The following is a 22,917-nucleotide window of genomic DNA, read 5'->3' as shown; positions in this document are numbered from 1 at the left end:
GTTCTGTGCAGGGTCGGTGACATCGCCGAGCAGGCCGGACTCGGCCGCCGGCCCAGGATGGCGGTGTCATCGGCTGCGCCGGAAATTTACAACACATCCCACTGGATGAACAGTGGTTGCACAATGTGGATGTGATGTACGTTCATGGCGGCTCCGCTGCGGCGGAGAGTATCCGAGCTTCACACCAAGGAGGCCGCACCGTGCGGGAAGAAGAGGTCCATTACGACATCGCCGTCATCGGCGGTGGCCTGGCGGGGACCTGTGCGGCCATTGCCGCGGCCCGGCTCGGCCGACGCGTCGCCCTGGTCAACAACCGGCCCGTCCTGGGCGGGAACGCCAGCAGCGAGATCCGCGTCTGGGTCTGCGGCGCCACCGCCCACGGCGTGCACCGCTGGGCCCGGGAGACCGGCATCATGGGCGAGCTGTACACCGAGAACCAGTACCGCAACCCCGAGGGCAACCCGTACTACTGGGACCAGGTGGTCCTCGACGCCGTCCGGGCCGAGCCGGGCATCGACCTGTACCTCAACACCGACGTACGGGAGGTCGACGCGAGCGGCCCGGACGACGCACGCGAGGTGCATTCCTGCACCGGCTGGATGATGGGCTCCGAGCGGCGCATCACCTTCCACGCGGAACAGTTCCTCGACTGCACCGGCGACGGCCTGCTCGGCCACCTCGCCGGCGCCCGCTACCGCATCGGCCGCGAGTCCCACTCGGAGTTCGGCGAACCCTGGGCGCCCGAGGAACAGGACGAGGCGCTGCTCGGATCGACGATCCTGTTCCACACCAAGGACACGGGCCGACCGGTGAAGTTCGTACCACCCGCCTCCGCCCTGGACCTCACCACCACGCCCATCCTGCGCAACCGCGTGCTGCGCACCGGCGACAACGGCTGCGACTACTGGTGGATCGAGTGGGGCGGTGAGCTCGACACCGTCCACGACAACGAGCGCATCCGCGACGAACTCCAGGCCGTGATCATGGGCATCTGGGACCACATCAAGAACTCCGGCGAGTTCCCGGACGCCGAGAACCTGACGCTGGAGTGGGTCGGCAGCCTCCCCGGGAAGCGGGAGTACCGCCGCTTCCTCGGCGACCACATGCTGACCCAGCAGGACATCCTGGAGCAGCGGCAGTTCGACGACCGCGTCGCATTCGGCGGCTGGTCCGTCGACCTCCACCCGGTGCAGGGCATGTACGCCGACGAGCCCGGCGCCCGCCAGCGCTACGCGGACGGCATCTTCCACATCCCGCTGCGCTCCCTGTACTCGGCGAACGTCACGAACCTCCTGTTCGCCGGGCGCAACATCTCCGCCACCCACATCGCCTTCGGCGCCACCCGGGTCATGGCCACCTGCGCAACGCTCGGCGAGGCCGCGGGCACGGCCGCCGCGCTGTGCGTCGCCGAGGGCATCGGCCCGCGCGAACTCGCCGCCAAGCGTCCCGAGCTGGTGCGCCGCACCCTGCTGCGCCAGGACGCCTCGGTGATCGGCCTCGCCGACGACGACCCCGAAAACCTGGCGCGCACGGCCCGCGTCAGTGCCTCCTCACACCTGAGCCGCCTGGCCGCCGAGCCGACGGAGGCCGCGCCCGGCGAGCCGTACCCGCTCACCCGCGACCTCGCACTGCTACTGCCGGTGGACCCCGCACTCGACACGGTCGACCTGCTCGTCCACGGCGCCCCGGGCGAGCGGCCGAGCGAACTCACCGTGGAACTGTGGAGCACCGGCCGCCCCGAGAACGCCGTTCCCGTCGACCACCTGCTCACCACCACGGTGACCGTTCCGGCCGCCGGCCCCCACTGGGTCACGGCCCGCCTCGACCACCACCCGGACACCCCTCAGAACGTCGTCCTGATCGTGCGCGCCTGCCCGGGCGCCGCGCTCGTCCTCGTCCCCGAGCGCACCGACGGCGTCCTCGCCCTGCGCAGCAGGGCCGAGGGAGACGCGGCGGTCGACCACGACATCCCGGAGGAGGACGGCCAGCTGGTCCTGGAATGGCAGGCCCGGGGCCTGCGCCGCCGGACCTTCGGTTTCCGCGCGACCCCGGACACCGCCGCGTTCCTGCCCGAACGGGCCGTCGGAGGATTCCAACGCGCCTACGGGGGTCCGCAGATGTGGTCGTCCGAGCTGCTGCCCGACCCGGACCGGGCCACGCAGTGGCTGCGCCTCGACTGGGACGAGGGGCAGCAGCTCAGCGAAACGCGTGTGGTGTTCGACGACGACGTCGACGAGTACCTCAACAACCTGCACCGCCACCGCACCCCGTTCGAGGTCATGCCGGAACTGGTCCGCGACTACCGCATCCAGAGCCGCGAACCCGACGGCACCTGGCGCACGCTGCTGACGGTGACGGGCAACCGCCGCCGCCACCGTGTGCACGCGCTCAACGGTGCGGACGGCGGACCCGTGCGCACCGACGCGCTGCGGCTCGTGGTGGACGCGACGCACGGCGCGCGGCACGCGCACGTGATCGCGTTCAAGGCGTACGGCGCATAGCCACGCAGCGATGGGGCCGGGGAAAGACCGAACGGCCTTCCCCGGCCCCATCGCTGCGTGATTCAGAGGGCGCCGAGTGCTTGGCTGACGACGTCGGCGGCTTCGATGACCTCGCGGATGAGGGTGAGGCGCTGCCCTTCGGCTTCGGTGCGGTTGCCGAGGAGGGAGGCGGGGCCCCACAGAGAGATGGCGGCGACGACGTCACCCGACGCGTCGCGGACGGGCGCGGCGAGGGAAGCGCGGCCCAGGGCGCGTTCTTCGGCTTCGATGGCGTAACCGGTGCGGCGGACGGTGTCGATCTCGGTGTCGAGGAGGTCGTGACTGGTGGTCGTGTAGTCGGTGTGTGCCGCGAGCGGCTCGGGAAGCAGCTTGCGGCGCTCTTTGGGCGTGAGGCCGGTGAGGAGGCACTTGCCGATGCTCGTGGCGTGCAGCGGGGCGGTGTGTCCGGCCTGCGTGTAGGACTTCGGGGTGCGGGTTCCCTCGAAATTGCACAGGAACATCAGCTCGGCCCCGCGGCGGATGGCGACGTTGGCTCCCAGCCCGGTGCGGGTGGCGAGGTCCTGGAGGACCATGCGGGCGGCGCGGTGGACGGGGTGGCGATTGGTGGCGGTGGCGGCGAGCGGGAGGATGCCGAGGCTGAGCCGGTAGAGGTTGCTGACGGGGTCGCGTTCGACCATGTCGAGGCGCTCGAGGGTGGACAGGAGGCGGGAGGTGGTGGAGGAGCCCAGCCCGGTGAGCTCGGCGACGTCGGATACGCGCAGTTCGGCGCGGCCGGAGTCGAGTGCGCGCAGCACCGAGACCGCTCGTTCGACGCTCTGGTTCGTCCCGGCGTCGCTCGCCCGAGTAGCCATGACCCTCCTCATTTTGCAAACCGCTTGCACAATCTGCATCAGCATATCGCGTCGGCCCGAGGGCTGTTCCTGAAATCCGCCGGCTCGCGGCCGGAACGGAACGGATACGGGTCGTTCACCGTATGAACGACAGCGGGCTGGAACGGCACTCACAAGACACGCCGCTCGCTGGAGGACGTGTGGACTGCCTTTCGCGGAGTGAGCCCCGGTCCCTGTCACGGCAGTTGGGCGACCTGAAAGAACCACGGCGTCACGGTACGGCGGTCCGGCGCGCCGAGGGCACCGAGCCGCCGCTCGGTCCGTCAGCGCCTTCCCGGCCGGCAGCAGCAGGACCGCAGGCTCCGTCTCCCCCTTGCCGTGGATAGCAGGGTCGCTACACGCAGCGTGTGGAAGACGTCCCCGCAGTGGCGCTCAGTATGCTGGTAGGGGAGATATTCGACAGAGATGAGCAGGTGCGCGTCTGTCAGAACATGACACGAACGGGCAACGCGCCGGCGCGTCCGTAGGGGAGAGTCGGTGATCATGCGGTCGCGTGGCGTCGAAAAGCGGTCGTGATGTCTTCTGCGGCGCTGGTAAGAAGTCGCAATGGTTACTGAAACTCTTGATCCCACAGACCGCCTGATTGCTGAGCGAGCCTGCGAGCGCTTGATCATGGAGTTCGTCCACAAGCTTGATCTCGGTGACCCGGGTGAGGTGGCTGAGCTCTTCACAGAGGACGGGGTCTGGGAGTGGGCTGCTGACGACCGCAGGTTCCAGGGCCGTGAGGCACTTCGGGCCTACTTCGATGCTCGACCCGCAGACCGACTCTCGCGCCGATTGTGCACGAACATTCTGGTGACCCTGACATCTGTCTCGACAGCGACTGCGATCACCTACTTCACGACGTACCGCGTCGATGGATATGCCGGCGGTGGCTACATGCCCCCTCAGATCCCTACGCAAGTGGGGCACTACGAGGACACGTTCCGCAAAGTCGATGGACGTTGGCTACTCAGCTGCCGTTCCCTGTTTCTTGCCTTCGCCGGTCCGACTGAGCGTCTTGGACCAGCTGACAAGTCGTAAGAGGAACGCCCCAATGCCCCGGTCAGAGATCGTCAGCGCCTGGTGGCCGACGTAGTGACACGTGGGCGAGGCAGTCGGTTCCGGCGCGCTCGGCATAGTGCATCGCTGCCTCGGGGCTGGTGCCGAGTGCTCGGCGAGGACGGGGGGAGGGGCCTGGCGAATCAGCTGAATCCCTGCTCGGGAGCGTGTGGCCATCGCGGGATGCCGCTTTCGCGGAGGATCGTCGCGACGGAGTAGACGTGCATCGTTCGGCCGGGCATCCGGCCGGGGAACGCCAAGGGGGAGTCCGGATTTGCCACCATGCTGAGGCAGGGACGCGAGGCGAGATGGAATCGGATCAACCAGAACTCACCCTAGCTCTTCCCCGGCCGCCGCGCGAGCCAGCCCATGAATCCCGGCACCCTGCGCGGCGCACTGCGGGTTCTCGGCATCCCTGCCGAGAAAGGCCGCACCTCGGCCTGAGCGGATCCGGCCACAGCCACCGGGCGGATCAGCCGCCGGCCAGGGCCATGAGGAACTGAGTCTCCGCGTCGTCCCGCCCCGCACACATTCTGGGAACCGCGATGAGGGCGACCAGGGCCCGGCACCAACCCAGCACGCGATGAGGAGACAGGCCAGGAACCAGCGCCGCCAGCTCCTCGACCCTCTGCTCCAGCATGGCTGGATCTGTAACTCCTTCAAGCACCCAGTCCACAGCGTCGAAGTCCGGGTCGCCCCACGTCGGCCTCGGATCGATCGCCACCATGCGGGCGCCCGGCCCAGACAGCACGTTGGCCGGATGGAGATCACCATGCACGAGTCCCACAGGCCCACTGGCTGCAAGTTCCAGGGCCGCCGCTCGGGCCTGACCCAGCACCTTCGCGGCAACCAGGCCGTTCACGCGGGCCGCCGCCAGCCTGCGGTCAGTCAAGTCGAACAGGAAGTCGATCCGGTGTGAGAGAGGATGCAGTACCGAGTGCTCCCCTGGCACGGGAGGCGAGACCCGCAGGTCTCGCAGCAGGGCCGCGACCTCGGGCAAACTCCAAGCGAGCTGCCGCACCGGCACTCCCGGTTCCACGTTCTCCAGTAGCAGGGCCCCGGCGGCGAGGTCCACTGCCAGCAGAGGGACAACCGACGGCGCATCTGCCCAGGCTTGCAGGGCTTCGGCCTCTTCGCGGGCGATCAAGGGCTCCGGCGTGAGCTTCAGCCACATCGAGGCACCAGTGTCACGCTGCAAACAGCGGAACACCCGCGAGGTGCCTCCGCCACCCGCCGCAACAAGATCCAGATTCCAACGAGCAGCGAGTTCGTGGACGAGAGCCGGCAACTCGTCACACCAACCGAGCACCTCAGCGCCGAACCGAACGACGAGACGATCCCGGACCTCGGGAGCAACGCAGGCCAACTCTCCCAACACGTCCCCCGCAGGTGGTCGATGCAGTTCCTGCGCATCCTATGAGCACAGTCCGTGCACACCCCACCACATTTCACCTCACGGAACGTGAAGAGCAATCGCATCGAACTGCCCAATACAGTGCTCAGGATCATCGACGCTTACCAATCCCCAGGCCGGCTACCGCCGCTGGTCCGATGGCGGTGGCGGTTTCAGCCTCGGGCTCGTTTCGGGGCCGGGCGCCGGGACGGCAGTTGGTACGCCGACCCGGGCTTCGTCCGGTCGACGGCGCCAATTCTAATACCGGTATAGTAAGGCCGGTATAGTTATTGTTTGCGCGAGAAGGGCGTCGCATGATCGAGATCCTTAACCCCACCCTGCTGGTCCGGGCTAAAACCACCGGCGCGGTGGTCGGTGACATCCTGCAGACGCTGAAGAGCCGTACCACGATCGGCACGAACCTTCTGGACATCGACCGGTGGGCCGAGAAAATGATCGTGGGGTCGGGAGCGTCGTCCTGCTATGTCGACTATGAGCCCTCCTTCGGACGCGGCCCGTTCGGCCACTACATCTGCACGGCCGTCAACGACGCCGTGCTCCACGGACGGCCGTACGACTACACGCTTGCCGACGGCGATCTGCTGACACTCGACCTCGCTGTCTCCAAAGGCGGAGTCGCTGCAGACGCCGCCATCAGCTTCATCGTGGGCGACGCACAGCCCCCGGAGAGCGTCGCGATGATCAGTGCAACCGAACGCGCGCTGGCCGCTGGGATCGCCGCTGCCGGGCCCGGGGCCCGCATCGGCGACATCTCCCATGCCATCGGCACGATCCTCAGCGAGGCGGGGTACCCGATCAACACCGAGTTCGGAGGGCATGGCATCGGATCAACGATGCACCAGGACCCACATGTTGCGAACACCGGACGGCCTGGCCGTGGATACAAACTGCGCCCTGGGCTGCTGCTGGCGCTGGAGCCGTGGGTCATGGCGGACACCGCTGAACTGGTCACTGATGCCGACGGGTGGACGCTCCGAAGTGCGACAGGCTGCCGGACAGCGCACAGCGAGCACACGATCGCTATCACCGACGGCGGAGCGGAAATCCTCACCTTGCCGGAGCAGGCGCAGCGATGAGAATCGATCCCACAGGCCCGCAGGCACCCGGCGAGGTTCTTGCACACATTCCGTGAAAGATCTTGCTGGCTCTCGTCGGCAGCAGGCGCGCGTCGTGTGAGCTGCGCGGGCCACGGGTCACCGGGATCCGGTCAGGCCGGACTCGAGGTCGCTCACGGAATGTGTGACAGAACCGACTCGCAGCAGCGGTTGTTCACGAGGTCGGGAGGCGCCCCGGTATCCGACTGGGTGCTGTTCGCGAGTCTTGACCGCCACCGGCTGTGCCACCGCTGCATCGGCATGCTCTTCTTCAAAGAGGCTGGTCATCCCGCGCTCATGCGGAGTTGCTTCAGTTCCTCGTGTTCGGCGGTGGTCATCCGGTCGGTCGACCTGGTCGACCGACTGATCGAGTATCTGCGTTGACGAACGGCGGGCGCTTTCCGTCCGACCACGTCACAGTGCCATCATCGATATACGCTGTTGCTGAAAGTGAACGAAGCCAACAGGCGAAGGCCAGCACGAAGGTTTGGGAGAGCGTGCGTGCGCCGCGGCGCACGGCGAGGAGGAGCGGCTACGCCAACGACTCGACACTGATCGCTCCGAGGAGCCGTTGAAGCCGGTACGAGCCGCGACGACGGCGGCGGCCCGGGTACCACCTGCCGATGTGGTCGTCGGCAGGACTCAGGCACCGACCGGTTCGTACGTCGGCAGTGGTCGGGTGGCCCGTCCGTCCCGGGGGTCCTGCGACGAGCGGAGCGAGGGGCAACTCCGGTCCTTCGCGGATCTGTTGGCCACCTCGGTGAATGGAAGTGAGCGCGCGTGAACGCCCTTGTGGACGCGGGGACCGAGGTGTAGCCGACCGCGCGTGCCGCCGTCTCGGCCGAGTCGCCGGTCCCGTGGGGCCGCTGCGAGGTGAGGTCCATGCGCACTGGTGGAGGTAGCCGGTGCGCGCCATGCCGACGACGTCGGAGAAGCGGCGGATCAGGTCGCCCGCGACACCGCGACGGAGCTGACGAGCGATTGCGCGGTCCAGGCCCGGGGCGGTTCGGTGAGGGCCATGGTGTCTTGGACCACGGGGTCGGTCAGGGCGCCGAGCAGGGAGTCGGGCTCACGGCCGGGATCGTCGATCCACACGTGCAGGAAGTGCGAGAGCATCACCTCGATGAGCCGGTTGAGCACGAAGCCGGCCCCCAACGGTGATTCGTTGGACTCCCGGGCCATCAGCCGAAGCGTCTCGCCGCACCACGCCGTCCCCCGAGCCGCTGTGGAGGGGGACCGACCCCCCGCAGCATCGACACCACTTGTGCCGTGACGTCCGCGTCGCAGCTGTAGCGGGCCGCCATCACCGTTGTCGTACGATGTTCGGTGCCCGGGCGCTCCACCGCCGCAACGATGCAGCGCCACATCCTGCGCCTTCTCCCGCTGCTCACCGACGACGTCCTGGTCGACGGCGTGTACGAGCCCGTGCAGGAGGACCAGCTCGTCGGCGGCGACATCTACGACGTCGTCGTCTCTCCATGGGGGTCCCGGGTTCTGATCGGCGATGTCCAGGGCAAGGCCCGCGCCGCGTTCGCCGTCATCGGCGCCTTCCGTGAGGCGGCCCAGCGGGGCCCACCCTGACTGCGCTCGTCGATGCTCTCGATGCCTCTGTCGTACGGCACAACTCCTACGCCGCACAGTTGGGCGACGACGAACGGGCACAGCGCTCATCGTCAACGTCGACGTGCACGACGAGGTACAAGTCATCAACTGCGGGCACATTCACCGCTGCAGAACGCCACCGTCATCACACCGGCTCTCGACTCCGACGTCCCCCTCGGTCTCTGCGCGATTGTCTGCCACCCACATCCCACCGGGCCGCGGCACGAGTATCTGCCTCGCCGTTTGCTTCACACCGTTGGAAAGGCCTCACTCGATTGGAGCGTTTGAGTCGCCACCTTGAATGATGTGGGCTTTTCATTGAGCTGCACCGCAACGGCGTTCGTGGGAGGTGGCGGGTGTACAACATGTGCGCCGAACACGTAGCGACGGAGAACGGCACCGGATCGCGTGGCATGGCGTCGACCGCGAGGGCAACGACCAGTGTGCTCGGGTCTTCAGCGACAAAACAGCGTCGACACCAGACGGCGTGTGCGACCGTGATGACTACTGCCGCAGCTGCATGAACTTCGTTGCCCAGGCAGTTCGGCCTTTTCCCGTCACGGCGGATTCATCCACTCCGGTCGGCGATGCCACGTAGCAGAACGCGGACCTCGTTGCGCCGAACCCGGGAGGTCACCCTCATGGTCACTGACACGTCCCAAGAGCTGAACCGGTCCCGGCCAGCGCTCATCGCACGCTGGCGCGAGTCGGCAAGCCAGCACCTCACCCCCACGAAAAGATCACTGATCGTGACGTGGATCGCCTTCGGCGTCACGTGGGGAACCGTGCGGACCATTACCCACGGTATTCGCGGCGGATGGCTGCCCTGGGGGAACATCTCCGCCGGCGGTCAGCACCTGCACCACTACAACTTTGGCATCGGCATCCTTGCTGGCATAGGCCTCATCGCCGTACGCGGCGACGAACGCGCCGTCGGCCACCCGGCCGTTGCCGCTGCCTACGGCGCAGGAACCGCCCTCATCGCCGACGAATTCGCCCTGCTCCTCGATCTGCAAGACGTCTACTGGGCCAAGCAAGGACGCCTCAGTGTGGATGTCTCCCTCGGCATCCTTTCCGCACTCGGCGCGTACCTGACCGCCAAACCGTTCTGGCACGAGTGCGCTCGGGCCACCCATCACCATGTCGTCTCCGCCGCCAAGCATCACCTGACCCCCGCCAGGTAGGCCGCCCTGGGAATCCACCGCCGTGCCATGGGTGGGCGTCGGCGAGGCTGCCACGGGGCGGGATGTGGTCGTGCGTAACTCAGGGGAGGCCGAGTAGGGGTGGGCAAGCGGCCGACCTGGCGCCCCGACATCCGGGCCGCCGTCATCAGCAAGGCCGGGGTCAACATGCACCGCAAGCTCAACACCATGGCGAAGATCACGGGCCCGTACCCGCTGGCCGTGCTGTCCGACTGCGTCGTCTGTCCCTCGCCGGAGGGCTCAAGCCCCTCATCAGCGGTCCGTCGATGCCTCCGGACCCGGTGACACCCCCCTGATCATCAACAATCGTCAACAACAAGGGGGAAGTCATGCCGAGCCCGAAGGCCGGAGGCCTCATTGCGGAGCCACGAAAAAGGTAACGAGGGGGGCGCGGTCGGTGATCTTGCCGTTGGCGACGACCTTCGCTGTCGGGCTTGATTCGGGGCGGGCCCGGCTCACTCTTCGGAACGCGGATCTTCTCCAGCACGAGCTTGAACTGTGTGCAGTCCGCCCGCTGCCCTGGTGTGACGATCAGAGAGAGCGGGCGGCAGCGGCCGTCTGAGCTCAGGTGGATCTTGCTGGTGAACCCGCCCCGCGAGCGGCCGAGGCCCCCACCTCCTGCACCACCTCGACCAGACGGGCGTGGAGTCCAGGCGCTGGCGCTGTCTGTCCAACGGCCCGGCCCACACGGGGCGCTGACGCTGCTTCTGAAGCCACTGGCCGATGTCCATGCCGTGGACCATCACGCCGGGCAGGATCTCGGCATCGTCCTCGTCACGCACCGGCTCGCGCACAGTGTGCCCTGGATCACCACCCGCGCTGTCGCCGGGGCCGTGTGGGTCGTGCGTGGCGCGCGCTGCCCGAGTGCGCTCGCTCGAACGAGTGGATCGAAGGGAGATCGGGCCTGGTATCGGGGACCCGGACCTACGCTCAACGAGTGAGTGCTGCCCAAGCCGGATCCGCTGACGGGAAATCCCTACGAACGGGCGCTGCGCAGCTGGCCGAAGCGCCCTCGGTGATGCTGATGCAGCCGACGACGCTGTGCAATCTCGATTGCACTTATTGCTATCTGCCGGACCGGAAGGTCTCGCGGCGCATGAGTCTTGAGGTCGCGCAGGCAGTGGCGGCAGGCGTCCGGGAGTGGTCCAGGCAACGCCCGGTGGCGGTGGTGTGGCACGGCGGCGAACCCCTCGTGGTCGGCCCGGCCTGCTTCCGGTCCCTCATGGAACCGTTCGGGCCAGGTGAGGCACATCCGGTGGTTCAGGCCGTACAGACCAACGCCACACTCATCGACGAAGCGTGGTGCGAGGTGTTCGCCACCGTTCCCGTCCGCGTCACCGTCAGTCTCGACGGCCCAGGCGAAGCGAACGCCTCCCGGGTGGACTGGGTGGGAGGCCCAAGCACTCAGCGGGCCCTGAGCGGCATCGATGCCCTGCGCCAGGCCGGCATCCGCTTCGGCCTGATCGCGGTGGTGGCCGACGCGTCCCCGGGAGCCGCCACCGGCCTGTACCGGTTCGCCTGTGAGCTGGGCTGCGACAATCTCGGAGTAAACCTTGCCGAGAAGAAGGGGGTGTATGCAGGCGGACAGGAGCCCAGGCACTCAGTCGTGGCGTTCTGGGAGGAACTGGCGGCCTGCTGGCAGGCTGATCCGCGCATCCAGGTCAGAGAGCTCGACCACGCGTACACCTACATCCGCGAGGAACTGTCCGGTGCAGCGGCACTACGTGCCGACCGCCCCGTCATGCCGCTGCCCCTGGTGACCTGGGACGGTGACTTCCTTCCGATCGGGGCTGAGCTGGCGGGCTTCCGCTCCGCACAGCATGGCCCCTTCACCGCGGGAAACGTCCTCGACACCCCTCTGACTGTTCTGGCGGCCCGCGCCGCAGAGGTGCCCTGGGTCGCTGAGGCCCTGGCAGGTGTGACCAACTGCCGCAAGTACTGCGATTACTTCACTTACTGCCGTGGCGGCCAGGTAGCCAACAAGTACTTCGAAACCGGCCGTCTGGACAGCACCGAGACCACTTATTGCCAAACCAGCAAGATCAGTCTCATGGAAGGAATCCTGCGCCATGCCGAACGTGCATGTCCCTGAAGAGTCCACACCGGCCACGACCCCGCTCGCCCACCGGATCACGGCCTGCCGGGACCAGCTCACGCGGCCAGTCACACAGGCCGACGAACTCCACGACACCGCCAGCATCTTCGGATGGGCCTATCTGTCGCGGCGATCCTGACCTCGTCGCCCCCGAGACACGGATTACGAGCTTCAGCACCGATTCCACCCACGTCCTTGCCGCGGTGCGGGACCTGACCCGGCTCACCAGTTCCCGCGAGGGTGCCTGGAACGTGGGCTTTCCCCCACGAGAGCTCCGCGACCTTCAAGTCTGTGTCCGCACAGAGCAGCAGACGCCCGACTGGAAGGCCCGCTACGCCGTCCGCTCAGGAGTGGAGGGCACCATCAACGAGTTCGCCCACCGACACGGCATGCGCCACTGCCGCTACCGAGGACAGCCGAAAGCCCACCTGCAACACGTACTCACGGCCATCGCCGTGAACATCGAGCGACTCCGCGGCCGGTCAGATACCGAGCAAACCCCTTCACAGAGGCCGCCGACCGCCTTCCAGACCTTCCTGGACCAGCACGACATCCCCCGGTCGAAGTCCTGGCGAACCCTCGGAAGCTGACCTCGACCGTCACGATCCCCGACAGAGCCAAGCTAGGGCCTGTTGCGAAAGTGTGTGCGGCGGTGGGCGTGACGTAGTACTTGTGGAGGGTCTCGGAGGCATGTCTGTTCTCATCTGGAGTCGTCGATGGCAGTTCGCCGTGTCGTGCCCAACATTCAGTCAGAGGCTGCGCAGGAGAGCCGGGAGTTCTACGGCCTGCTGGGCTTCGAGGAAGTCATGAACCACGGCTGGATCATGACGCTCGCCTCCCCGTCCAGTCCGGCGGCGCAGGTCAGCTTCATGACCAGCGACAAGGCTGCCTCGGTCACCCCCGACTTGAGTGTCGAAGTGGACGACGTGGACGCGGCCTATGCGGCCATGCAGAGCAGGGGCGCGGAGATCGTCCACCCCTTGCAGGACGAGGAGTGGGGCGTGCGGCGGTTCTTCGTCCGAGACCCCAACGGCCGTGTGGTCAACGTGCTGGGCCACCGCTGACGCCGCTCCGGTACGAGTGGGAAGACGCTGGTCACGGCCACTCGTTGATGGCTGCGACCAGCGCGGTCGCTTCGTAGAGGACCGCGAGCTTGTCGTACCGCGTGGCCACAGCCCTGCGGCGCTTGAGGCGACCCCCTGTCACCACAGACGTTTCGACCCGTGGGCCGTCGACCTGTGCCGTGTGGCCGCCCTGCCCGACACTGCCTGCAAGCCCACCGGCCTGGTCACCGAGGCCGCCCTGGGGACCTGGCGAACCGGCCACCTCCGCTCCTACGCGGACACCGCTCTGGAAGCCTTGGGCCCGCAGAGACTGCCTGAATCGGGGCACGTGCCGGTGCCGGTCCGACGGTGTTCCCTGCAGCCACCGGCCTGTACGACGGCGGACATCGGCTCGGCGTCTCACTGCGTGATGCGGCAGTGATGGTCATGGAAAGGGACACCTGGGACAGTTTGTGCCCGCCTCAGCGCCAGCGCTCGTGACGGATGTCTGCCGAGGCGTCGGTGAGCTTCGCGATCGAGCGGCGGGCGGCGTTGACAGTGACGGTCCGGCGGGCGATACGGGCGAGCGGGAGGTCGCTGGCCGAGTCGGTGTACAGGAGTGCGTCCTCCGGGGCGAACCCCAGCGCCCGGACGGCGTCGACCTTTGCTTCGCCCACGTTGTGGGCGATGAGTCGGGGCCCTCGCGGGGTGAAGTCGAGCCGGGAAGCGGCCAGAGGGATGCCGAGCAATCCGACGCCGTCCAGAAATGCACGCGCGAGATTCTCCTCCGAGGCTGTCGCCACGACGGTCGGACCACGACCGCGGGCGCATCGGCACCGTGCCACGGCCTGTCTGACCGCTGTCCGGCCTGCCATGATCCGGCCCGTCACGGCTGCCAGTTCCTCGTACTGGCTGCGGGTCATTCCGCGCAGCGCCAAGGCCACGATCGCCCGGTTCATCGCGGGCTTCAGCGCGCTGTCGGGCGGTGCTGCCGAGGCGAGCAAGAACGGTGGGATTGCAGCGGCGAACCGGAGAGGACGGGCTGCCAGACGAGCTCTGACCAGTGAGGACATCGTGTCCTCGCTGGTCAGGACGCCATCGAGGTCGAAGATCGAGGTGATTTCGTTGGCCGGGTTCACTGTGGGACGGCGTCGGCTTTCGTCTCGACGAGAAGGTCTGCGGCAGCGAGCGCGCTCACCTCGACGACCATCGTGACAGGGGAACTCTCGCCGTGGACCGCGCTCACCGAGGCGAGGCCGACGTCGATACGGCCGAAGACCTCGCGCGCCTGCGCTGCTGCACCGGCGCCTCCGGCTGCGGAAGGCCGGTTGGGCGGCGTCTCGATCCTGCCATGATGCGCTGCCACTCCGATTGCCCGAACATGTGGAAAGTTGACCGTTTCAGTCTGTGATTGTGGACGTGGTGGCCGGAGGGAGTCAAGAGGGTTCCATGCGGGGCGCGGACGGATCGTCTGCATGACCGCGGCAAAACGGCCGGATTCCTCGCGACGCTCCTCGGAGGGGCAGGACCCCTGCCGTGCCGGAGGCGAGGAGGACTGCCGGCGCCGAAGGAGGCGGTTGGCCGTACCGCCTTCAGGCCACGACGATGTTGTCGCCCGCGGCGTCGAGGGCGTCTCTCAGGCCGTCCGGGCAAGGAATGTCGGTGATGAGGGTGTCGAAGCCGTCGAGTTCGCAGACGCGGTGGGCGGCCGTGCGTCCGAACTTGCTGGAATCAGCGAGCACGTAGCGGTGGGACGCGTTGGCGAGCATGGTGCGCTTCGTCGCGACTTCGTCGAGGTGGAAATCGGTCAGTCCGTAGGAGGCGATACCTCCGGAGCCCAGGAAGACCGCGTCCGCGCGCAGATTGTCGAAGAACTCGACGGCCTGGGCGTTGGAGCAGGCCAGGTCGCCACCGCGCAGCCTCCCGCCGCTGACCAGGACCTCGACCTGCGGACGGGAGCTGACTTCGGCGGCCACGAGCAGGGAAGGGGTGGCGATGACGCCGGCGTGATCGGCGGGCAGAGCACGGGCCACCTCCAGGGCCGTGGTACCGACATCGATGACGACCGTCTGGTTGGGTTCGATCAGGGCTGCTGCGGCTCGGCCGATGGCCTGCTTCTCGGCGAGGAAAGCGCCCCTGCGTTCGTTGAAGGACGCCTCCTCCCCGACGGGTGACCGGACGGCGGTGGCCCCTCCGTGGACACGCGCCAGCTCGCCGCGGCGTTCGAGGAGGGCGAGGTCTCTGCGGATCGTCTCGTGCGAGACGCCCAGCAGGCTGGTCAGGTCGTCCGTCGTGATGAATTTGAGCCGAGCGATCTCGGCGACGATCCTGCGGTGACGCTCGGCTGCTAGCACGTGCGGCCCTCTCTGATTGACTGTTTCTGTGGAGCCCTGACTGCATTCTAGGGCTCATGTGGCGTCCGGAACGCATCGCCGACGGCCTCAAAACTCTGTTCTTCTCCGCAGCTCAAAGCGCTTTCCGCCAGGTGATCAGCGATCGTTCACCAGGTCGGGAGTGCGAAGCCTTGACGGCAAACGGGCAAGGGTCCACACTCTCAGCAGTCAATAGTCCACACAAACGGTCACGAGTGGGCTGTCGACCGGCGTCGAGGCGGCGCGGACTGCGCGTCCTCGCGGCCAACCCCACGGACAGGCTCCAGCGCATCCCTGTGAGGCGGGCCTTGATGCCGACCGCATTCGGTTCTTCGATCACCCACTGGCTTCCGCGGCGACGGCGGGGCACTCTGAAGCAGGGAACGAGGTCATGGCCAAATCAGAAGCAGATGCTCAGGCGCCAAGAACGGCTGAGGGACAGCAGGGCGGGGCGAACCAGGTGATGGCGCGGGAGCTGGGCTGGTACGCCTCGTTCTCCGTGGCGTTCGGGTTCGTCTCGATCGCGACAGGGATCTTCACGGCCTACGGCTCGGTGCTCGCCACCTCGGGCCCGCGCGGCATCTGGGCCTGGCCGATCTCCGTGATCGGCCAGCTCTGCGTCGCCCTCGTCTTCGGAGCGCTGGCCGCGCGCATCCCGATCAGCGGCTACTCCTACCAGTGGGTGTCGCGGATCGTCGGGCCCGTGTGGGGCTGGATCATGGGCTGGATCTCGTTCGCCTTCCTCGGGGTCGTCGTGGTCGCAGTGGACTACACGATCGCCTCCACGATTCTCCCCGAGCTGTTCCAGTACGTTGGCACGACACAGAACGCCTGGGTCATCACGGCCGGCGTGGTGTTGCTGCAGGCCCTGCTGGTCGCCGCGTCCACGCGTATCACGCACAAGGTCAACAGCGCGGCGGTGACAGCGCAGCTCATCGGCATGATCACGCTGACGGTGCTGCTGTTCGCGGTGGGCTACTTCACCGGCAAGCTCGACTTCGCCCACTTGTTCGACACCGCGACGATCCCGGAGAGCGGCTACTACGGTCTGGGCGGCGGAACCCACGCCGGCCCCTTCGCCCTGGCGTTCCTGCTCGGCGCGTTCACGATCGTCGGATTCGAGTCGGCGGCAAACCTGGCGGAGGAGACCAAGAACCCCGCCCGCGTCATCCCCAAGGCGATGGTCCAGGCCGTCCTCTCCCTGGGTGTTCTCGGCTTTCTCTTCCTGGTCGCCGTGACCGCCGCCGTCGGCCGGGTCGACGGCGCCGCCGAGTCGGCCACCCCGGTGGCCACCGTGATCACCGCCGTGCTCGGGTCCGTGGTGGGGAAGATCCTCCTGGTCCTCGTCGTGGTCTCGATCTTCTCCTGCGGGCTGGTGATCACCCTCAGCGGAACCCGCCTGGTCTACGCGATGTCCAGGGACGAGCGCTTCCCCGGATGGCGCCTGCTCAAGCGCATCCACCCCCGGACGGCGACGCCGCTGAACGCCACGGTGTTCATGATGCTCATCGCGCAGATCGTCCTCGCGGTCTTCTCCCGTTCCACCGACGCACTGTTCCAGCTGTTCTCCGCCGCCACTCTGCTGCCCGCCGTCATCTACGCCGGTACGGTCGCCATGTACGCGGCCAAGCGCTCCTCCCTGCCGCCGTCGCAAGGCTTCTCCCTGGGGCGGTGGGAGGTCCCGGTCCTGCTTCTGGCCGCGGTCTGGCTGGTGTACGAGCTGCTCATCTTCCGGGACGCTTCCTTCCGCGGCCCCTGGGCCTACGTCCTGGTGTTGTGCGGGCTCGGCGCCGTCTACCTGGCGGCGCTCCTCGTCCGGCGCGGCCGCGCCGCCCTGACCATGCCGGACATGGCCGACGTCGACCGCGCCCTGGACAACGGCACCGCACCCTCCGCGGCCGACATGGAAGGGGCCCCGCGATGACCACGATCCTCGCCATCGACCAGGGCACCTCGGGCACCAAAGCCATCGTTGTCGACGCCGAGGACGGAACGATCGCCATAGCCGAGGAGACCATCCGCCCCACCTACCTGCCCGGGGGAGGTGTCGAACAGAATCCCCACGAACTGCTCGATTCCGTCCTCGCCGCCGGCCGCCGGGCCGTGAGCATGGCCGGCCGGCCCATTGACGGCGTGGCCCTGGCCAACCAGGGAGAGACCGTCCTGGCCTGGGACGAAGCCACGGGAACGCCGCTGTCCCCGGCGATCGTCTGGCAGGACAGCCGTGCGGAGAGCATCTGTGCCGAGCTGGCCGAGCACCGCGAGGCGATCGCGCAGCGTACCGGTCTCGTTCTCGACCCCTACTTCTCCGCGCCCAAGATGGCGTGGCTGCGCCGCAACCTCACCCGTGACGGGGTGGTGACCACTACCGACACCTGGCTCGTGCACCACCTGACAGGCGAGTTCGTCACCGACGCCTCCACCGCCAGTCGTTCTCTGATCTTCGACCTGGACGGTGCTGCGTGGGACGGGCGTCTCGCTGATCTGTTCTCCCTCGGCGACGAGCGGCTGCCCCGCATCGTCGGCAGCGACGAGGTGGTCGGCACCACGCGCGCCTTCGGGCAGGAGACGCCCGTGGCCGGCCTGATCGTCGACCAGCAGGCCGCTCTGGTCGCCGAGGCATGCCTGGAGCAGGGTACGGCCAAGTGCACCTATGGCACAGGCGCGTTCCTGCTGGCGAACACAGGATCGGACCCCGTGCGCTCCAGCGCGGGCCTGACGACGTCGGTGGCCTGGCAGGCCGCGGGGCAGACCCTGTATTGCGTGGACGGCCAGGTCTACACCGTGGCCTCGGCCGTGCGCTGGCTGCAGGACCTCGGTCTTCTTCGGTCCGCCACCGAAATCGACGCGGTGGTCGCGGAGGACAGCGACGGCGTCATGTGCGTCCCGGCATTCGCCGGACTCGCCGCTCCGTGGTGGGCTTCCGAGGCCACGGCCTCCCTCACCGGCATCACGCTGGCCACCCGCCGCGAGCACCTCGTCCTGGCCGTGCTCCAGGGCATAGCCGCCCAGGTCACCGAGCTGACGGCCCTTGTCGGCCGAGACCTCGGCCGGCCCCTGAACCGGCTGCGCGTCGACGGCGGATTGACCAACTCCGCCGCCCTCATGCAGGCCCAGGCCGACATCGCCCAGCTCCCCGTCGACATCTACCCCAACGCGCACGCCACCCCCCTCGGCGCTGCCGCGCTCGCCCGCTGCGCCCTCGACCCCGCCATCAGCCTCGAAGAGGCCGTCGGCGACTGGCAGCCGGCGACCGTCTACGAACCCCGCTGGTCCGAAGACCGGGCCCAGGAGTTCCGCACCACATGGGCACAGGCCGCCGAGGCGTGTGCCACCAAGGGAGACCACTCATGACCCCCACCCCCCACCGTCCTCACCCCGAGGTCTTCGACATCGTGGTGATCGGAGGAGGCATTGTCGGCTCGGCCATCGCACGCGAACTGTCCGGCTACGACGTCTCCGTGGCGCTGCTCGAAGCCCGCGACGACGTCGGAGACGGAACCAGCAAGGCCAACACCGCCATCCTGCACACGGGCTTCGACGCGAAACCGGGCACCCTGGAGTCCCGGCTCGTGGCTCGCGGCTACCACCTGCTGAGCGACTACGCCAAAGCCACCGGCATCCCTGTCGAGCACACCGGCGCCGTGCTGGTGGCCTGGAACCAGGAAGAGCTCGACGCCCTGCCTGGCCTGAAGGAAAAGGCCGAGGCCAACGGGTACGAGCACTGCCGCATCGTGGACGCGGACGAGGTGTACCGGGTCCTGCCCGATCTGGGCGAGGGCGTGCTCGGCGGCCTGACCGTTCCCGACGAGTCCATCATCTGCACATGGACCACCAACCTCGCCCTGGCCACGGACGCCAGGCAACGCGGGACGACGATCCTGCTCGAACATGCCGTGACCGGCATCGACGTGGGCGACGACGCGACGACGTTGCACACCGCCCAGGGCGACGTGCGAGCCCGCTGGGTCGTCAACGCGGCAGGCCTCGGCGCCGACACGATCGACCGGCTCTTCGGCCACGACCGCTTCACGGTCACCCCCCGCCGCGGCGAGCTGTTCGTGTTCGACAAGCTGGCACGGCCCAAGGCCGACAAGATCGTCCTGCCGGTGCCCTCCTCCCGCGGCAAGGGCGTGCTCATCTCCCCGACGATCTACGGCAACGTCATGCTCGGCCCCACCGCGGAGGACCTCACCGACCGCACCGACACCGCCACGTCCGAGGACGGCTACGACTTCCTCCTCAGCAAGGGCGCGCGGCTCATGCCGAGCCTGCTCACCGAGGAGGTCACCGCCAGCTACGCCGGACTGCGCGCCGCGATCGACCGCGACGACTACCTCATCGAAGCCGCCCCCGAGCAGCGGTACCTCCTCGTGGGCGGCATTCGCTCCACCGGACTGACAGCGGGCATCGCCATCGCCGAGCACGTCGCCGGGCTCCTGTCGGAAGCCGGTCCCGGGCTCCGCAGCCGCAGCAACCTGCCTGCTCCGCCACGGATGCCGAACATCGGCGAAGCCACCACACGCCCCTACCAGGACGTCGACCTCATTGCCGAGGACACCGCCTACGGCACCATCGTCTGCTTCTGCGAACGGGTCACCGAGGGCGAGATCCGCGACGCCTGCCACGCCCCGGTGCCCGCGCGCAGTCTGGAAGGGCTGCGCCGACGCACCCGGGCCATGAACGGCCGCTGCCAGGGCTTCTTCTGCGGCGCGGCCGTCGCGGCCCTGCGCACCCGGCACCAGACCAACGACGGCTGCTGCAGCCAGCACAAGGACAACCGATGACCCACCAGCTGCCCCTCATCGAGCCCGATGTCCTCATCATCGGAGGCGGCCCCGCAGGGCTCACCGCAGCCGCTGAACTCGCCGACCGCGGCGCCGGGCGGATCCTGGTCGTCGACCGGGAGAAGCAGGCCGGCGGCATTCCCCGGCACAGCGACCACACCGGATACGGCCTGCGAGACCTGCACCGTGTGATGACCGGCCCCGCCTACGCCCGCCACTTGGCAGACCGGGCCGCACGGTCCGGAGCGGAGATCCGCACCAGCACCATGGTCACCGACTGGTCCGACCAGCACACCGTTGACGTCACCAGCCCCGAGGGCCGCTATCAGATCCGTGCCCGGGCCATCGTCCTGGCGACCGGCGCCCGCGAAAGGCCCCGCACCGCACGCCGCATCCCCGGAGATCGCCCCCACGGGGTCTATACCACCGGACAACTCCAAAACCTTGTCCACCTTCACCATCAGCCCGTCGGCAAGCGGGCCGTCATCGTCGGTGGCGAACTGGTCAGTTGGTCCGCGGCCATGACCCTCCGCGAAGCCGGCTGCTCCACCGCGCTCATGATCAGCAAGTACCCGAAGGCAGAGTCCTACGGCGCCTTCAACGCCGCCGGCCGCACCATCCTCCGCGTTCCGGTCGCCACCCGCAGTCGTGTCACCCAGATCATGGGCAAGGGCCGCTGCGAGGCCGTCGAGATCGAGCACCTCGACACGGGCAAGCGCCGGACCGTCGCATGCGACACCGTCGTCTTCACCGGCGACTGGATCCCCGACCACGAACTCGTGCGCTCCGCGGGAATCACCCTCGACGAACGCACCCTCGGCCCCCTCACGGACACCGCGCTGCGGACCAGCCGACCCGGAGTCTTCGCCGTCGGCAACATGCTCCATCCCGTCGACACCGCCGACGTGGCAGCCCTCGACGGCAAGCACGTCGCCCAGCAGGTCATCAACCACCTGGACGGCAGGCGCAAGCCGACCGAGGGGGTCCGCCTGATCGCCGACGCCCCGTTCCGCTGGATCGCACCGCAGATCCTCCGCCCCGGCGATCCGGCTCCGGCCCGCGACCGACTCCTGCTCTGGACGGACGAGTTCGTCCGCTTCCCCAAGGTGACGGTCCGCCAGGACGGCCGTGTCGTCGCCCGCCGGACCCTCGCCTGGCCTGCGGCCCCCGGCCGGGTCTTCCGTATCCCGTCCTCGGTCCTCGACGGGATCTCCCACACCGGAGGCCCCGTCCACATCACCACTTAGTCCATCGCGCTACGCGTCCGCGGTGGCGGCCAGTGGATGCCGGCCGCCACCCCCGCAGCCGCGTAGCGCCTTCAGGAGTGTGCAACCTTTCCTGCGTTCTGCAGGAACATTCCCCCGGTCGGTCAGGGAGAGTTGCCGAGTCGGCTGGTCAGACGTCCGGCGGCCTGAAAGCGGTGGTCAGGCATGGGCCGAACGGGACAGACCGTCTCGGCGGCCGGCGGCCCGGCGTTGGCTGTCAGCCGTGTCGAAAGTCGGCGCGGCGTTTGCGGAGTTCTCGGTACAGCGTGGGGCGGCCGATGCCGAGTTCGGCGGCGACCTGCTCGGTGAGTACCGGGATGAAAAAGACGCCGAGAAGCCGTGCACATGGGCGGCGTCGCTGTCGGACCGCCACTGTCCAGATCATGGCTGCGCGCTCGGCTGCTCCGTCTCGCGCAGCGTGAACGCCGCCTCCGTCGTACGGCACAGCGTCTGCACCGCATGACGCAGCGAGCGCCAGGAGGCCAGGCCGAGGAGGATGCCGAAGGGGGCCGCGGGCCACCACCAGGCGCCGAGAACCGTGAACGCCGCGCTCCAGGCGAGGGCCTCGCAGGCCGCGTCATAGGCGTCGCGGGTCTCGGCCAGCGCGGCGCGGGGCCGGTCGGCCGCACCGAGCAGGAGGGTGGTCCAGCCGCTGACGACGTTGCCGCCGGTCTCCCGTCCGACGTTCTCCTCGGTGAGGCGGAGCCGGTCGCGGGACCAGGTCGGTGACTGCGGCCGCCCGCTCGTTCTGGCCCGGGCGGCCCGCGCGTCGAGCCGGTCGGCGCGCAGCGCGTGGCCGTCGGCGCGGGCCCGCACGGACCGCCGGGCCAGCACGTCCGGTTCGACCCAGCGCCGTACCCGCCACCTGGTCAGCCGTCGGCCCACCGGCATCAGCCGCCACGGCCAGGCCCCGGACGCAAGAGAGCCGATCGCGGCCGCGGCGTAGGGGACCGCGAACGCGGCCCCACCACCGGCACCGCGACGAGCACGAGCGAGGCGACGGCGTTCGCGCGCGAGGGAGATGTCGTTCCAGTGGGCATGGCCCAACTCCCCACCGCCGACGACCGCGACGACGACGAACAGCGTGGCGGGCAGCAGCCGCCGCAGGAACCAGCCCTCGGGGATGCGCTTCTGCAGCTCGATGAGCAGGCCCACCGCGGTCAGCCGTCCACCAAGCGCATCGGCCCTCCGGCCAGCTCACAGGCCGGTGCGGCGGTCGCCGCCCCCTCGCGCAGTTCGACCCGGGCGCAGCGGCTCGTGGGGCAGACCCAGCCCACCGACTGCGGGGTGGGGGAGCTGGGTCAGTCGCCGACGCCCATGGTGGCGGGCAGACCGAGCCCGTTCGGAACGCCGGCCGACTCGACCGCGTTGTGCAGCGCGCGCATGGCGTCCCGCCACTCGGCACCTGCCGGATCGGCATCCCGTACGACCGGGAAGGCCGACTCCCAGACGGCGGAGGAGACGAGCGGGCGCAGCTCCTCGATGTTGCGGCACAGGTATTCCACGGCGTCCTCGTACACACCGCGCGCCTTCGCCCCGTCTCCCACCTCGGCCTCCCTCGAAGTCCTGATATCCACTGTTTCCTGACAGCCGATCAGCCTGCTGTAGGCG

21 protein-coding genes and 1 pseudogene are annotated in these 22,917 nt (G+C 68.5%); 14 read left to right on the top strand and 8 right to left on the bottom strand.

Annotated features, from left to right (window positions below):
- Window positions 1-200: 200 nt before the first annotated feature.
- A complete protein-coding gene (locus ACF1B9_RS32080; protein ID WP_391746368.1) occupies window positions 201-2,501 on the top strand; it encodes an FAD-dependent oxidoreductase in 2,301 nt (766 codons plus the stop codon).
- Window positions 2,502-2,563: 62 nt separating this feature from the next.
- Here the strand turns inward: ACF1B9_RS32080 and ACF1B9_RS32075 are convergent, their stop codons facing one another.
- Window positions 2,564-3,352 (bottom strand): IclR family transcriptional regulator, encoded by a 789-nt coding sequence (locus ACF1B9_RS32075; protein WP_391746369.1) that lies wholly within the window; start codon window positions 3,350-3,352, stop codon window positions 2,564-2,566.
- A 585-nt stretch (window positions 3,353-3,937) separates the two neighbouring features.
- Between ACF1B9_RS32075 and ACF1B9_RS32070 the strand changes: the two genes are divergently transcribed.
- Window positions 3,938-4,414 carry a nuclear transport factor 2 family protein gene (locus tag ACF1B9_RS32070; RefSeq protein WP_391746370.1) on the top strand — a complete coding sequence of 159 codons (477 nt, stop codon included), beginning with the start codon at window positions 3,938-3,940 and terminating at the stop codon, window positions 4,412-4,414.
- Window positions 4,415-4,904: 490 nt separating this feature from the next.
- Here the strand turns inward: ACF1B9_RS32070 and ACF1B9_RS32065 are convergent, their stop codons facing one another.
- Window positions 4,905-5,741, bottom strand: coding sequence for an aminoglycoside phosphotransferase family protein (locus tag ACF1B9_RS32065; RefSeq protein WP_391795957.1), 837 nt, complete (start codon window positions 5,739-5,741; stop codon window positions 4,905-4,907).
- Between the two features lie 398 nt (window positions 5,742-6,139).
- Between ACF1B9_RS32065 and map the strand changes: the two genes are divergently transcribed.
- Entirely contained in the window at window positions 6,140-6,922 is a 783-nt protein-coding gene (gene map / locus ACF1B9_RS32060) for a type I methionyl aminopeptidase (RefSeq protein WP_391746372.1), read from the top strand.
- A 159-nt stretch (window positions 6,923-7,081) separates the two neighbouring features.
- Window positions 7,082-7,324 (top strand): hypothetical protein, encoded by a 243-nt coding sequence (locus ACF1B9_RS32055; protein ID WP_391746373.1) that lies wholly within the window; start codon window positions 7,082-7,084, stop codon window positions 7,322-7,324.
- Window positions 7,325-7,882: 558 nt separating this feature from the next.
- Here the strand turns inward: ACF1B9_RS32055 and ACF1B9_RS32050 are convergent.
- Complete coding sequence (locus ACF1B9_RS32050; RefSeq protein ID WP_391746374.1) at window positions 7,883-8,122, bottom strand: hypothetical protein; 240 nt, start codon at window positions 8,120-8,122, stop codon at window positions 7,883-7,885.
- 153 nt (window positions 8,123-8,275) lie between these two features.
- Here ACF1B9_RS32050 and ACF1B9_RS32045 point away from each other — a divergent pair.
- From ACF1B9_RS32045 to ACF1B9_RS32020, 6 genes and pseudogenes are all read left to right on the top strand, one after another.
- Window positions 8,276-8,758 (top strand): annotated as a pseudogene (locus ACF1B9_RS32045) (SpoIIE family protein phosphatase); the annotation flags it as partial.
- Window positions 8,759-9,183: 425 nt separating this feature from the next.
- Entirely contained in the window at window positions 9,184-9,726 is a 543-nt protein-coding gene (locus tag ACF1B9_RS32040) for a hypothetical protein (RefSeq protein WP_391746375.1), read from the top strand.
- 99 nt (window positions 9,727-9,825) lie between these two features.
- On the top strand, window positions 9,826-10,029 hold the full coding sequence (locus ACF1B9_RS32035) for a hypothetical protein (protein WP_391746422.1): 204 nt from the start codon (window positions 9,826-9,828) through the stop codon (window positions 10,027-10,029).
- A 652-nt stretch (window positions 10,030-10,681) separates the two neighbouring features.
- Complete coding sequence (gene amcB, locus ACF1B9_RS32030; protein WP_391746376.1) at window positions 10,682-11,836, top strand: cyclophane-forming radical SAM peptide maturase AmcB; 1,155 nt, start codon at window positions 10,682-10,684, stop codon at window positions 11,834-11,836.
- A complete protein-coding gene (locus ACF1B9_RS32025; protein ID WP_391746377.1) occupies window positions 11,827-12,429 on the top strand; it encodes a transposase in 603 nt (200 codons plus the stop codon). The genes amcB and ACF1B9_RS32025 overlap by 10 nt, the downstream gene beginning before the upstream one ends.
- Window positions 12,430-12,555: 126 nt before the next feature.
- Window positions 12,556-12,903 (top strand): VOC family protein, encoded by a 348-nt coding sequence (locus ACF1B9_RS32020; protein ID WP_391746378.1) that lies wholly within the window; start codon window positions 12,556-12,558, stop codon window positions 12,901-12,903.
- Between the two features lie 461 nt (window positions 12,904-13,364).
- Here the strand turns inward: ACF1B9_RS32020 and ACF1B9_RS32015 are convergent, their stop codons facing one another.
- From ACF1B9_RS32015 to ACF1B9_RS32005, 3 genes are all read right to left on the bottom strand, one after another.
- Window positions 13,365-14,021, bottom strand: coding sequence for an HAD family hydrolase (locus tag ACF1B9_RS32015; RefSeq protein WP_391746379.1), 657 nt, complete (start codon window positions 14,019-14,021; stop codon window positions 13,365-13,367).
- Complete coding sequence (locus ACF1B9_RS32010; protein WP_391746380.1) at window positions 14,018-14,248, bottom strand: hypothetical protein; 231 nt, start codon at window positions 14,246-14,248, stop codon at window positions 14,018-14,020. Before ACF1B9_RS32010 ends, ACF1B9_RS32015 begins: the two co-directional genes overlap by 4 nt.
- A gap of 226 nt (window positions 14,249-14,474) precedes the next feature.
- Window positions 14,475-15,236, bottom strand: a complete 762-nt coding sequence (locus ACF1B9_RS32005; RefSeq protein ID WP_391746381.1) for a DeoR/GlpR family DNA-binding transcription regulator — start codon at window positions 15,234-15,236, stop codon at window positions 14,475-14,477.
- Between the two features lie 409 nt (window positions 15,237-15,645).
- Here ACF1B9_RS32005 and ACF1B9_RS32000 point away from each other — a divergent pair, with 409 nt between their 5' ends.
- Genes ACF1B9_RS32000 through ACF1B9_RS31985 form a run of 4 tightly spaced genes read left to right on the top strand, consistent with a single transcriptional unit; the run spans window position 15,646 to window position 21,288 of the window.
- Window positions 15,646-17,178, top strand: a complete 1,533-nt coding sequence (locus ACF1B9_RS32000) for an APC family permease (RefSeq protein WP_391746382.1) — start codon at window positions 15,646-15,648, stop codon at window positions 17,176-17,178.
- Complete coding sequence (locus tag ACF1B9_RS31995) at window positions 17,175-18,608, top strand: FGGY family carbohydrate kinase (protein WP_391746383.1); 1,434 nt, start codon at window positions 17,175-17,177, stop codon at window positions 18,606-18,608. Before ACF1B9_RS32000 ends, ACF1B9_RS31995 begins: the two co-directional genes overlap by 4 nt.
- A complete protein-coding gene (locus tag ACF1B9_RS31990; RefSeq protein ID WP_391746384.1) occupies window positions 18,605-20,041 on the top strand; it encodes an NAD(P)/FAD-dependent oxidoreductase in 1,437 nt (478 codons plus the stop codon). The genes ACF1B9_RS31995 and ACF1B9_RS31990 overlap by 4 nt, the downstream gene beginning before the upstream one ends.
- Window positions 20,038-21,288, top strand: coding sequence for an NAD(P)/FAD-dependent oxidoreductase (locus ACF1B9_RS31985; protein ID WP_391746385.1), 1,251 nt, complete (start codon window positions 20,038-20,040; stop codon window positions 21,286-21,288). Before ACF1B9_RS31990 ends, ACF1B9_RS31985 begins: the two co-directional genes overlap by 4 nt.
- Before the next feature lie 399 nt (window positions 21,289-21,687).
- On the opposite strand, the gene ACF1B9_RS31980 is transcribed toward ACF1B9_RS31985, so the two are convergent.
- Complete coding sequence (locus tag ACF1B9_RS31980) at window positions 21,688-22,461, bottom strand: hypothetical protein (RefSeq protein ID WP_391746386.1); 774 nt, start codon at window positions 22,459-22,461, stop codon at window positions 21,688-21,690.
- A 146-nt stretch (window positions 22,462-22,607) separates the two neighbouring features.
- On the bottom strand, window positions 22,608-22,853 hold the full coding sequence (locus tag ACF1B9_RS31975) for a hypothetical protein (protein WP_391746387.1): 246 nt from the start codon (window positions 22,851-22,853) through the stop codon (window positions 22,608-22,610).
- Window positions 22,854-22,917: the final 64 nt, after the last annotated feature.

The sequence above is a fragment of the Streptomyces sp. NPDC014727 genome, assembly GCF_043083485.1.
Taxonomy (GTDB): Bacteria; Actinomycetota; Actinomycetes; order Streptomycetales; family Streptomycetaceae; genus Streptomyces.
The sequence above is the reverse complement of the archived record's forward strand: the minus strand, read 5'-3'. Positions and strand labels throughout refer to the sequence as shown.

What these genes read in the sequence shown, in the direction of transcription:
- map (WP_391746372.1), top strand. Translation starts at nt 6,140, where the DNA reads ATGATCGAGATCCTTAACCCCACCCTGCTGGTCCGGGCTAAAACCACC.
- ACF1B9_RS31985 (WP_391746385.1), top strand. Translation starts at nt 20,038, where the DNA reads ATGACCCACCAGCTGCCCCTCATCGAGCCCGATGTCCTCATCATCGGA.
- ACF1B9_RS31990 (WP_391746384.1), top strand. Translation starts at nt 18,605, where the DNA reads ATGACCCCCACCCCCCACCGTCCTCACCCCGAGGTCTTCGACATCGTG.
- ACF1B9_RS32025 (WP_391746377.1), top strand. Translation starts at nt 11,827, where the DNA reads ATGTCCCTGAAGAGTCCACACCGGCCACGACCCCGCTCGCCCACCGGA.
- ACF1B9_RS32070 (WP_391746370.1), top strand. Translation starts at nt 3,938, where the DNA reads ATGGTTACTGAAACTCTTGATCCCACAGACCGCCTGATTGCTGAGCGA.
- ACF1B9_RS32055 (WP_391746373.1), top strand. Translation starts at nt 7,082, where the DNA reads ATGTGTGACAGAACCGACTCGCAGCAGCGGTTGTTCACGAGGTCGGGA.
- ACF1B9_RS32050 (WP_391746374.1), bottom strand. Translation starts at nt 8,122, where the DNA reads ATGGCCCGGGAGTCCAACGAATCACCGTTGGGGGCCGGCTTCGTGCTC.
- ACF1B9_RS32000 (WP_391746382.1), top strand. Translation starts at nt 15,646, where the DNA reads ATGGCCAAATCAGAAGCAGATGCTCAGGCGCCAAGAACGGCTGAGGGA.
- ACF1B9_RS31995 (WP_391746383.1), top strand. Translation starts at nt 17,175, where the DNA reads ATGACCACGATCCTCGCCATCGACCAGGGCACCTCGGGCACCAAAGCC.
- ACF1B9_RS32075 (WP_391746369.1), bottom strand. Translation starts at nt 3,352, where the DNA reads ATGGCTACTCGGGCGAGCGACGCCGGGACGAACCAGAGCGTCGAACGA.
- ACF1B9_RS32020 (WP_391746378.1), top strand. Translation starts at nt 12,556, where the DNA reads ATGGCAGTTCGCCGTGTCGTGCCCAACATTCAGTCAGAGGCTGCGCAG.
- ACF1B9_RS32040 (WP_391746375.1), top strand. Translation starts at nt 9,184, where the DNA reads ATGGTCACTGACACGTCCCAAGAGCTGAACCGGTCCCGGCCAGCGCTC.